General features: G+C 74.1%; 9 protein-coding genes. 4 read left to right on the top strand and 5 right to left on the bottom strand.

Annotation, left to right across the window (positions count from 1 at the left end):
- The first annotated feature begins 209 nt into the window (after positions 1-209).
- Entirely contained in the window at positions 210-1,127 is a 918-nt protein-coding gene (locus IE98_RS0140005) for a LysR family transcriptional regulator (protein WP_030277465.1), read from the top strand.
- Between the two features lie 23 nt (positions 1,128-1,150).
- On the opposite strand, the gene IE98_RS0140000 is transcribed toward IE98_RS0140005, so the two are convergent.
- The 3 genes from IE98_RS0140000 to IE98_RS0139990 all read right to left on the bottom strand — a co-directional run bounded on the left by IE98_RS0140000 (position 1,151) and on the right by IE98_RS0139990 (position 3,336).
- Positions 1,151-1,456: a hypothetical protein gene (locus IE98_RS0140000; protein ID WP_052391575.1), complete on the bottom strand. Its 306-nt coding sequence runs from the start codon at positions 1,454-1,456 to the stop codon at positions 1,151-1,153.
- Positions 1,440-2,009: an RNA polymerase sigma factor gene (locus tag IE98_RS0139995; protein WP_030277462.1), complete on the bottom strand. Its 570-nt coding sequence runs from the start codon at positions 2,007-2,009 to the stop codon at positions 1,440-1,442. The genes IE98_RS0140000 and IE98_RS0139995 overlap by 17 nt, the downstream gene beginning before the upstream one ends.
- Positions 2,010-2,265: 256 nt before the next feature.
- Positions 2,266-3,336 carry a methyltransferase gene (locus IE98_RS0139990; protein WP_199923055.1) on the bottom strand — a complete coding sequence of 357 codons (1,071 nt, stop codon included), beginning with the start codon at positions 3,334-3,336 and terminating at the stop codon, positions 2,266-2,268.
- Positions 3,337-3,952: 616 nt separating this feature from the next.
- On the opposite strand from IE98_RS0139990, the gene IE98_RS0139985 reads away from it, so the two are divergent.
- Positions 3,953-5,056 carry a right-handed parallel beta-helix repeat-containing protein gene (locus IE98_RS0139985; protein ID WP_030277460.1) on the top strand — a complete coding sequence of 368 codons (1,104 nt, stop codon included), beginning with the start codon at positions 3,953-3,955 and terminating at the stop codon, positions 5,054-5,056.
- Positions 5,057-5,182: 126 nt separating this feature from the next.
- Here IE98_RS0139985 and IE98_RS0139980 read toward each other — a convergent pair whose 3' ends face one another.
- Positions 5,183-5,599, bottom strand: a complete 417-nt coding sequence (locus tag IE98_RS0139980; RefSeq protein ID WP_030277459.1) for a PPOX class F420-dependent oxidoreductase — start codon at positions 5,597-5,599, stop codon at positions 5,183-5,185.
- Between the two features lie 253 nt (positions 5,600-5,852).
- Between IE98_RS0139980 and IE98_RS0139975 the strand changes: the two genes are divergently transcribed.
- A complete protein-coding gene (locus IE98_RS0139975; RefSeq protein ID WP_199923054.1) occupies positions 5,853-7,100 on the top strand; it encodes a glycosyltransferase in 1,248 nt (415 codons plus the stop codon).
- A 71-nt stretch (positions 7,101-7,171) separates the two neighbouring features.
- Complete coding sequence (locus tag IE98_RS0139970; protein ID WP_030277456.1) at positions 7,172-7,462, top strand: hypothetical protein; 291 nt, start codon at positions 7,172-7,174, stop codon at positions 7,460-7,462.
- A 64-nt stretch (positions 7,463-7,526) separates the two neighbouring features.
- Here the strand turns inward: IE98_RS0139970 and IE98_RS52155 are convergent, their stop codons facing one another.
- Positions 7,527-10,700 carry a TIM-barrel domain-containing protein gene (locus tag IE98_RS52155; protein ID WP_199923053.1) on the bottom strand — a complete coding sequence of 1,058 codons (3,174 nt, stop codon included), beginning with the start codon at positions 10,698-10,700 and terminating at the stop codon, positions 7,527-7,529.
- Positions 10,701-10,747: the final 47 nt, after the last annotated feature.

The raw sequence follows: 10,747 nt of genomic DNA, 5'->3' as shown, positions 1-10,747 counted from the left end.
TCACCACCCGCACCACGGCATCGGTCGGCCGCTGCACGACCGGGTCCGGCACCTCCTCGATCCGGATGTCGTTGGGGCCGTGGATCACGGTGGCACGCACGGAACTCTCCTGGCACTGATCGGGGCATCGGACTGGAGCAGCCAGGGTGGCCGCCCGCGCACCCCCGCGTCCAGCTACATTCCCTACAGCACGGCGTTAAGATGAACTAATGCTCGATGTGCGGCGACTCGTCCTCCTGCGCGACCTGGACGTGCACGGCACGGTGACCGCCGTGGCCGAACTCCACGGCGTCACGCCCTCCGCCGTCTCGCAGCAGCTGCGACTCCTCGAAGAGGAGACGGGGATCCGCCTGCTGGAACGCACCGGCCGCTCCGTCCACCTCACCCCCGCCGGCCGCCGGCTGACCCGGGACACCGAGCACGTGCTCGCCGCGCTCGAACACGCCCGGGCCCGCCTGCACACCGAGGTCGAGAACCCCGCAGGTCCCCTCCGGCTCGCCTGCTTCCCCAGTGCCCTCGTTCCGGTGGCCGCACCTCTCGGCAAGGCCCTGGAAGGCACCTGTCCGGGCCTGCGGCTCCACATCACCGAGGCGGAACCCGAGGCTGCGGTACGGCTCCTGCTCCAGCGCCGGGCCGACATCGCCCTGCTCTACCGCTACAGCAACCTCGCCACACCCCCTCCGCACGGCGTGGAGACCCGCACCCTGCGGACCGATCCCCTGGTCGCCGTCCTGCCGAACGACCACCCCGCCGCCGACCCCTCGCGAACCGCGATCGACCTGGCGGAACTCGCGGACACTTCGTGGATCACCGCTCCCCCGCAAACGGCCTGCGGGGACTCCGTCCTCCAGGCCTGCCGGTCGGCCGGCTTCACCCCTCGGGTCCGCCACACCTGCACCGACTTCTCCGCCATGATCGCCCTTGCCGCCCTCGGCGGTCACACGGTCCTCGTCCCGCAGCTGGCCGCGGCCCACCTCCCGCCCACGTCGACCGCACGACCGGTCACGGACACCACCCTCGTCCGGACGATCGAGACCGCCGTCCGCCACGGCACCGCGCACGAATCCGCGATCGCCGCCTGCCTCGCCGCGCTCCGCGCCCTCGGCAGCACATCACCGGCACCGTGAGCGCGGCCGCCGGGCATCGCGATTCATCCCCGGCGGCGAGGACCGGCGGCGCGACGGGTGTCGCCGTGTGCGGCGGGGGTCAGTGTGCACCGGCCGTCGGTGCAGGAGCGCTGCAGGCGGCCCTGTGAGACGGTCTGCACCAGGCCGATGGCCCAGCACATCGGACACCCGCGCAGGGCGAGGAGGCCGAACGGCAGGAGGAGCAGGCTGGCCGGCCCGACCAGCGGAACGAGGGCGAACGAGCCGATCAGCGAACCGAATCCCACCGTGCCGCGCGTCAGGTGCCGGGACAGGGATGTGCTCGCGTAGCCGTCAGTTGCTCCGGTCATGGTGTCCTCCCGGTGTGAGGTCCGGTGCGACCTGCAGCGTCTGCCGGACCGCCGCGCGGGCCCGGTGCAGCCGCGACTTCATCGCGGGAATGCTCAGGCCGAGCGCGTCGGCGACGGCCCGTCCGCCGAGGCCCTGGATGTCGCGCATGACGAGCAGCCGGCGCTGATCGGCGGGGAGGGCGGCGATCGCCGCCGCCACCCGGCCGGCCTCCAGCCGCTGCAGGACCTCGTCCTCGGCCGACAGCACGGGGCTGTCCCGCGCGGGCAGCGGACCGCCCAGTACCGCCCGTGCGTGCCGGAGGCACTCGTTCCGCACGATGCGGAACATCCACGACGCCAGCGCGCCGGAGGCCCGGAGCGTGCCGATCTTGCGGTACAGGATGATCAGCGCCTCCTGGGCCGCGTCCTCGGCGTCCTCGGGCGTGGCGCACAGGGAGCGCGCGAACCGCCGTACGTTCGGGTGCGCGCCCGACACCAGGGCGGTGAGCGAGTCGTGGTCACCGCCCTGTGCCGCGACGATCAACTGCTCACCGGGCCAGCTCCGGTCAGCCACGCCCGTTCCTCCGCCTGCGCAGCACGAGCGTGCAGGTACACAGCACCGCCAGTGCGGCGACAGCAGCGATTCCGATGATCAAGGCGACCTCCCGGGCCCGTCCGACGTTCTCCTACGTGGATAAGAGAGGACGTCCCGGCAAAAGGATTCGGCCTGCGCGTCGCCATTTCCGATCCGATCCGCCGACCCGGCCGCCGCGCCTTCCGGACGGCGGGTCGCCACGACGGTGCACCGAGGAGGTCGTCGAGGTGCGGCGTCAGGACCGCGCGACGAGCAGGCCCGTCGAGGAGGCCGGCCCGGTGGTCTCGACGTGCCGCAGACCCGCGGCGGCGAACAGCGCGGTGAACTCCGCCTCGGTGCGCTCCCGGCCGGGGTGCAGCGCCATCATGACGGTGTCCCGCAGCCTGCCGTCGTGCGGTGCGTTGTCCTCCGGCATGATGGCGTCGATGACGATGACCCGGGCGTCGGGTGCCATCGCCTGCCGGATCCTGCCGAGCACCGCCACGCACTGCCGGTCGTCCCAGTCGTGCAGGATCATCGACAGGAGGTAGGCGTCCGCGCCGTGCGGCACGCTGTCGAAGAAGTCCCCGCCGACCACGTCGACCCGGTCGGCGACACCGGCGGCTTCCAGCACCGCCCCGGCGCCCCGAACCACCGACGGCTGGTCCAGCAGGACGGCCCGCAGCTCCGGATAACGCGGCAGGATCGTGGCGAGCAGGTGGCCCTGCCCCCCGCCGACGTCGACCACCTGCGCCACGCCGGTCAGGTCGCAGCTCTCGACGGCCGCGGCGTGGGCGCGCCGGGCCATGTCGCCCATCGCGTCGTTGAAGAGTTCGGCCTGCTCCGGATGGGCTGCCAGGTGCGACCACCAGTCCGTCCCGTGCACGTGCGGGAACGTCGGACGGCCCGTGCGCACCGAGTAGGACAGTGAGTTGATGGCCTGGAGCTTCTCGGGCAGCCCCCAGAACCTGATCCAGGCCTTCACCGACCCGGGCACCTCGGCGCGCAGCGTCTCGGCCAGCGGGGTCAGGGCGAACGTCTCGGGCTCCACCTCCCGGAAGATCTTCTGGGCGGCCAGCGCCCGTAGCACCCTGCGCAGCGCCTGCGGGTGCGCGCCGCACCGGCGGGCGAGCTCCGGCACCGCCACCGGCCCGTCGGCCAGGAGCTCCGCTATGTCGAACTCGACTGCCACTACCAGAAGTTGGGTGACGAGGGCGCCATGCAGCAGGTCCATCATCCGTTGCTGCGGTCGGCTCTCGGCCGCGTCGTCGCGGGTGTACGGCACGACACGCTCGACACGCTCTTCTTGGACCTCACGGTTCTGCACGTGGCTTCTCCTCGGTGTGAATGGCGGCTGCTCGTGCCTCGGGCACGGCGCATCCGGGTTGTTCGACGACGGATCACGCGGATGGTCACCGGCAGTGGCGGTCCGACACCAGGACGATCACAGGGGACCTCCACGATTGCGGTGCGCTCCCGGCGAGCGGCTCCTGGGTCATTGCCGCGGTGCCGATCGGCGCGAGCGGACGCACCCTGCCGGGCCGGCCAGATCTCCGGACGGTGGCCGCGGGGATGCTTCGGTGGATGTGGCGGCGCGGCAACGGCGGGGGCAGCCGTGCACCGTCCGCCCCCCGACGTGGGCCTTCCCAGCGTGACCGTCGAACGACCCGCCCGTACTCCCGGCTACGCCGAAAGTGGCACCTCGCAGGCCGCCCCGACCGGCTGGATCCCGCCCGGGCCGCACCCGCCCGGCACCGCCCCGGACGGCCGCGCTCACACGGTCGGCCGACGCATCGTCAGCCCCACGGTCCAGCCCTGGTGGCCGGCCCCGAGCGACGCCCCTAGCGTCGGTGCGGGGCCGGCGCACCGGCCGCCACCCATCTGCGCACCGTGTCACCGCGCCGGCATCCCCGAGAGCGCGGCAAGAAAGCAGGTCACCACAGATGCCCACGCGACGGGTCCATCACCTCGCCGCGGCCGCTGCCGCAGCCACCACCCTCACCACCGTCCTGGCCACGCTGGGTGCGGCGCCGTCGGCGCATGCCGCCGGCAGCCTGCACGTGGTCCAGCCGGGCGAATCGATCCAGCAGGCCGTCGACGCGGCCGGCCCCGGCGACACCGTCCAGCTGCTGCCGGGCACCTACCCCGGCAGCGTCCGGATCACCACCGCCGGCCTCACGCTCCGCGGCGCCGGCCCGGACAGCGTCATCACCCCGGGCGACGCCGCCGACGGCACCGCCGGCGACACCGTCTGCGCCGCCTCCGGGCACGGCATCTGCGTCGTCGGCACCGACCGGAGCCCGCTCGGCGGTGTCACCGTCGAGGCCCTTGCCGTCGCCGGTTTCCGGAAGAACGGCATCGACGCCACCGCGACCGACGGCATGACCGTGCGCGCCGCCCACCTCCGCGACAACGGCCAGCACGGCATCAGCCAGGAGAAGTCGACCCGCGCCGTGATCGTGGGCAACGAGGCGACCGGCAACGGCCAGTACGGCATCTTCCTCGCCAACATCGTGGACCCCGAGGGCGACAGCAGCGGCGGCGCGATCGACACCGCCGGCACCCTGGTCAGCGGCAACCTGCTCACGGACAACCGGCTCGGCGTCGCCGTCCGCCGCCTGCGCAACCTCGATGTCGCACAGAACGACATCCACGGCAACTGCGGCGGCGTCTTCGTCGTCGGCGACGAGACGGTGCCCCGGGCGGGCCGGCTGAGCGTCACCCGCAACCGGGTCGTCGCCAACAACAGGTACTGCCCGCCCGCCGGACGCCTCGATCGCATCCAGGGGACGGGCATCCTGCTCACCGGTGCCGAGGAGGTCTCGGTGACGGACAACCAGGTCAGCGACAACGTCGGCGACTCACCGATGTCCGGCGGCATCGTGTTCTTCCACAGTCTGGTCGGCGTGGCCAACACCCGGAACACCGTCGCGGCCAACACCGCCGTCGGCAACTCCCCCGCCGACCTGGTCGACCGCGAGGGCGACAGCACCAACGTCTTCGACCGCAACCGCTGCTCGGTCTCCGAACCCGTCGGCCGCTGCTGAGCACCCGAGGCCGACCGCCCCCGGCGTGCGCACCGCCCTTCGGTGCCGTGGTAGCCGTGCTTCGGCTCGGTGCAGCAGGCCGTGGGCGGGCAGACCGTCCGCGGCTGCGGCGACCGGGTGCCCCGGTCAGCGGAACCGGCCGGTGACCCTGCCCCAGCCGTGCCAGCGGTCGACCTCGATCAGCGCGGTGACCCGGCCGCGGTCCCGCACGGGGTAGTCGCGGCCGGTGTAGTGCCGCGAGAGCCGGTCGATGTCGGCGAGGTCCCGGTCCTCGTACAGCTCGGCGACCCGGCCGATCAGGGTGACGTGGTTGTACCAGGAGTGCTCGTCGAGCACGGTGAGACTGACGCGGGGGTCCGCCCGCAGGTGGTGCAGGCGGGTGCGGCCCTCGTCCATGTTGACCAGGGCGCGGCCGTCCTCCTCCCAGAGGTACCAGGTCGCGGTGGAGACGGGTTGGCCGTCGGGGCGGACGGTGGCGATCACGGCGGGGTTCGCCTTGCGCAGCAGCACGACGGCCTTCTCGGACAGTGGCGGCTCGGGCATGAGGTCCCCTCCTCGTCGGTGCCGGCCCCGCCCGCCCACCGGGGGGCCGGTCTGCGGTGTCCGGTCTGCGGTGTCCGGTCTGCGGTCTGCGGCGCCTCCGCAGCCTAGAACGCCCGTGCCCGGTCGCGGCGGCGCAATGCCGGACGGTCGGGCGGGCGTCCCCGGACTCGAACGCCGACGGGCGCTCGCCGTGGTGGCCGGAACGGCGCGCCGTGGGCCCACCGGAACGGCATCCGGCGCGATACTGCCGACCATGCGTGTCGCGCTCATGACCGCCGGTTCCCGGGGCGACGTCGCCCCGTTCACCGGCCTCGGCTCCGGACTGGCCCGGGCCGGCCACCAGGTCACCCTGGTCACCCACGCCCGGTTCGCGCCGCTCGCCCGGGCCGCCGGCATCGGCTTCCACCCGCTGCCGGTCGACCCGCGCGAGGCCCTGGAGTCCGCCGCCGGGCAGGGACTGCACCGCAGCTCCAGCGGCATCGGCAAGCTGACCCGGCTGGTCGCGATGGCGCGCTCGCTGGTCGGGAGGATGGCGGACGAGCTGCTCGTCGCCGCGCACGGCCAGGACGTCCTGCTGCTGTCGGCCGCCCTGGCACCACTGGGGCACGCGATCGCGGAGGGCATGGCCCTGCCCAGCATCGGCCTCCACCTGCAACCGCTCGCCGCGACGGCCGCGTTCGCACCGCCGGTGATCGGCGCCCGGTCCTGGGGCGCGGGCCCGAACCGGCTGGCCGGGCGTGCCGTGAACGCGGCCGTGGACAGCATCTTCACCGAGGCCGTCCGCCGCACCCGCGCACGCCTCGGGCTGCCCCGGCGCAGCCTGCGCTCCGCCCGCCGGGCCCGCGAGCAGGCCGACTGGCCGGTCTTCCACGGCTTCAGCGAACTCGTGGTGCCGCGTCCCGGCGACTGGCGGCCGGGCCTGCGGGTGGCCGGCTACTGGTGGCCCGGCGATCCGCCCGAGGCCGAACTCCCGCAGGAGCTCAGCGCCTTCCTCGATGCGGGCGACCCGCCGGTCTTCGTCGGCCTGGGCAGCGCGGCGGTGCCCGACCCCGAGCGGGTCTCCCGCACGGTCGTGGCGGCGCTGCGCGCGGCCGGACTGCGCGGTGTGGTCCAGCGCGGCTGGAGCGAGCTGCACGCCGAGGGTCCGGACGTGATCACCGTCGACGACGTCCCGCACAGCCTGCTCTTCCCCCGGACGGCCGTCGTGGTGCACCACGCCGGAGCCGGCACCACGGCGGCGGGCCTGCGCGCCGGGGTCCCGGCCGTCCCCGTCCCGATCCAGTTCGACGCCGCGTTCTGGGCCGGGCGCCTCACCGGCCTCGGGGTGGCCCCCGCCGCCGTCCCGCTGCGCCGGCTGACGGCCGGCGGTCTCGCCGCGGCGCTGCGCGCGGCCACCGCCGGCCCGGAGCACGCGCGCCGCGCCCGGGCCCTCGCCGCCCGGCTGCGGGAGGAGGACGGCGTGGCCCCGGTGCTCGCCGCCGTGAACCGCCACGCGGGCTGAGCGGGGCGCACCCGCCCCCGTTGTCCACAGCCACCGACGGCGTGTCAGTTCCAGGTGCGATCGTGTGCCGCATGAACGACACCACTCCGCGCGGCGGAGCACAGCCGACCGTGTTGCTCGACCAGGCCCCGCCGGGGCCCTGGTCGTTCCTGCCCGTACCACCGCCGCTCACCGGGCGGGCGCTGCTCGCCGCGCTCCGCGAGGCCGAGCGGACGGCGCACGGCGAGCTCCGCGAGCTGTGGGGCTTCGCCGCCATGAACGCGGAGGCCGCGATGAACGCCGCTCCCGGGATGCGGCCGACCTCCGGCGAGCTGTGGGCCGCCGCCGAGGAGTACGCGCAGATCGCCGCGAGCGCGCGATGAACCGGCACCCCGGGGCCGCGGGGGCCCCGGGGCGCGCTGCCCGGGGCCTCCGCGGCCTGCCGGGTCAGGGAGTGGTCGCCCAGCGCTGCGCGGCGCCGCCGTTGCAGGCGGCGAGCAGCAGCCCGGTGCCGTTCGCGGTGCCGGAGTTCACCGGCGCGAGGCACTTCCCGCTGCTGACCAGGGCGAGTTGCGGTCCCTGCTGCCAGCGCTGACCGGCGGAGCCGTTGCAGGGCTGCACGGCGACGGTGCCGGCCGTGCCGTCGAGGCAGACCCCGGCCAGCCCGGTGAGCGATCCGTCGGCGCGCAGCGTCCAGCGCTGGTTGCCGCCGCCGTGGCAGGTGTAGAGGGTCGGCCGCGTGCCCGGGGCGGTCGCCGAACCGGGCAGGTCGACGCAGCTGCCGGAGGCGCCGTTGACCAGGGTGGTGTCCGTCGGCGGCGGCAGGACGCGCCCGGTCGCGCCGATCTCGGCGGCACTCGTCCACGGGCCGCGGCCGCCCGCCTCGCTCAGGGCCTTCAGCCGCAGGTACCGGCCGTTCTTGGCACCGAAGGAGATCCGCTGCTGCGCCGCGCTGTCCGGGAAGCTCCCGGTCGCGACGGGGCTGCCCCAGTCGGCGGTGGTGTCGGAGACGTACACCTCGTAGCCGCCGATCCGGCCGTTGACGCCGCCGTCCTGCCGGGGCAGGTAGCTCAGGCCGTCGACGGCGTAGCGGGCGCCGAGGTCGATCTGCAGCTCGTGCGGCAGCGGTGCGGCGGTGCCGGACCAGGCGCTGTGCCAGAGGGTGGCGCTGTTGCCGTCGATGGCGTTCGCGGCGGCCCCGTTCTCGGCCGCGGTCTCCTGGCTGTCGGCGTAGGCGACCGTCCAGCCGCTGGTGGGGATGGGGGTGGCGCCGGGGATCGCGCTGCCGGTGGGCAGGGTGAGGCCGGTCGCCGTCACGGTGAAGGCGGCGGAGCGGGAGCCGGTCTTGACCAGCAGCACGCCGGAGCGGTCCGCCGGGTCGAAGTACCAGCCGCTGGCGGCCGCGTCGTAGGCGCTGCGGGTCGCCAGTGCGGGCAGTGCGGTGCCGCCGACGGTGACGCCGCCGGGCGCGGCGGCGGCGTGCACGGTGAACTCGTAGTCGCGGGCGGCCGGTTTGCCGGTGTAGCTGCCGGTGGCCGCGCCGACGGCGATGTTGACGTCGCCGGTGCCGGACTGCGGAGCGGTGACGTCGACCCGCTGCCGGGCGTACGCCCCGGACTGGTAGGCGCGGGTGGTGCCGTCGTCCTCGTACAGGCTGAAGGTGGAGCTGCCTCGCGGGTAGACGTCGTAGGTCAGCCGGGAGACGGGCTTCTCGCCGGCGTAGTTCATCTGCGGCCACATCGGCACGACCGCACCGGACTTGACGAAGAGCGGCAGGGTGTCGAGCGGCGCGCTGTAGCCGTTGAGCCAGCCGGGGCCGGTGTACGCCCTGCCCGTCCAGTAGTCCGTCCAGGTGCCGGCGGGCAGGTAGATGCCGTCGCGGACGGCGGTGTCGGAGACGACCGGGGCGACCAGGAAGGAGTCGCCGGCCATGAACTGCCCGCTGGTCGCGTTGCCGCGCGCGACCGGGTCGTCCGGGTACTCCAGCACCATCGCCCGGGTGGACGGGACGCCGGTGTCCGTGGCGTTGCGGCTCATCGTGTACAGGTAGGGGGTGAGCCGCATCTTCAGCTGCAGGTACTTCCGGTTGATCGACAGGTAGGGCTCGGCGAACCGCCAGGGCTGCTTGTCCTGGTAGCCCGCGGACGGGTTGGTCGCGCCCCAGCCGGACATCGTCATGAAGGCCGGGGTGAAGGCCTTCCACTGCAGGTCGCGTACGTAGGTCTTGGGGCTGCCGCCGAAGATGCCGTCGACGTCGCCGGAGGCGTAGTTGAGGCCGGACAGGCCCGCACCGGCGATCGCCGGGACGTGCCAGCGCATGGCGTCCCAGGTGCCGCTGGTGTCGCCCGTCCAGACGACGGCGTTGCGCTGGGTGCCGGCCCAGCCGTCGACCGTCCAGACGAAGCGGCGGGCGTCGGAGTGGTCCTCGATCCCGGCGACGGCCTGCTGGACCCCGGTGAAAGCGGTCTTGTAGCCGCCGCCGATCCAGGCGACGTCCGTCTTCACCGCCCGGGAGCCCGCGGTGCCGACCTCCCAGTCGATGTTCGACAGACCTGTGGAGGTCCACAGTCCGGTGTGCACGCCCTTGGCGGCGAGGCCGGAGACGGTGCTCGGCAGGTCGGTGTAGCCGCAGCCGTAGCCGTCGTTGGGCAGGAACCAGCCGGAGGGCATGTCGGCGGCGCGGGCGTCGGTGGCGTAGCCGACCGCGTCCGGGGTGGTCTGGTGCCGGAGCCTGTCGTGGTCGCCCTGGTAGGCCGGGTTGGAGGCGTTGAAGCAGTCGGCGTTGCCGAGTTCGAGGCCCCAGACCGGCGCGAGGAAGGGCTTGCCGGTGACGTCGGTGTAGCCGTCGAGCACGCCCTTGAGCGAGTCGCCGGCGAAGTACCAGGCGTCGAAGCGCTTCTCGTCGTGCGCGAGGGTGGTCGGCGAGCCGAAGCCGTAGGAGCCGGGGGCCCAGGTGTTGCGCATCACGCCGTAGCCGTTGGTGGACATGTAGAACGGCGCGGGACTGGCGTTGCTGTTCTCCGTCCAGGAGTTGCTGACGGCGACGGGCACGGTCCTGTCGCGCAGCGCCCACTCGCCGAGGCGCAGGCCGGTGCCGTAGAACTGCTCGTCGGCGCCGCGGGTGAGGTACTGGGTCGTCCGGTTGGCGGTCCAACTCGTGGGCTGGGACTCGGCCCAGAGCAGCGTGCTGTTGTCCGCCCGGTAGAGGGCGAAGGTGAGCGGCGACTTGTTGATCCGCAGCGAGACGGCCGCGGTGGCGATCCGCCAGTAGGCGCCGGCGTCGGTCTGGGTGGCGGAGACGGTGCCGAAGTCGGTGGTGACCGCGAGGTCCCGGCCGGCCGGGTCGTCGGCGAAGCCGCCGTCCGGGGAGAGCCAGATCCGCAGGATGTCGGCCCGGGCGAGGACGATCCGGGCGGCGGCCCCGCCGGAGGCGGTCACCGTGAAGGTGTTGCCGGAGCGGGTGATCCCGGTGGCGTTCCCGGGAGTTGCGGCGCCGGCCGGCTGTGCCGGGCCGAGCACGGCGGCGAGGGCGGCGACGAGCAGCAGGGCGAGCGAGAGCGCAGTGGGCCGGGTGCCGGGACTTCCCGGTCGCGGTCGGACGGTGGGCGGGGCGGATCGCACGAGGGTGCCTCCTCGGAGGGCTGCGGGGTCCGGTGACCCGACTCGGC

It is taken from the genome of Streptomyces sp. NRRL B-24484 (genome assembly GCF_000717715.1).
Taxonomy (GTDB): domain Bacteria; phylum Actinomycetota; class Actinomycetes; order Streptomycetales; family Streptomycetaceae; genus Kitasatospora.
The sequence above is the reverse complement of the archived record's forward strand: the minus strand, read 5'-3'. Positions and strand labels throughout refer to the sequence as shown.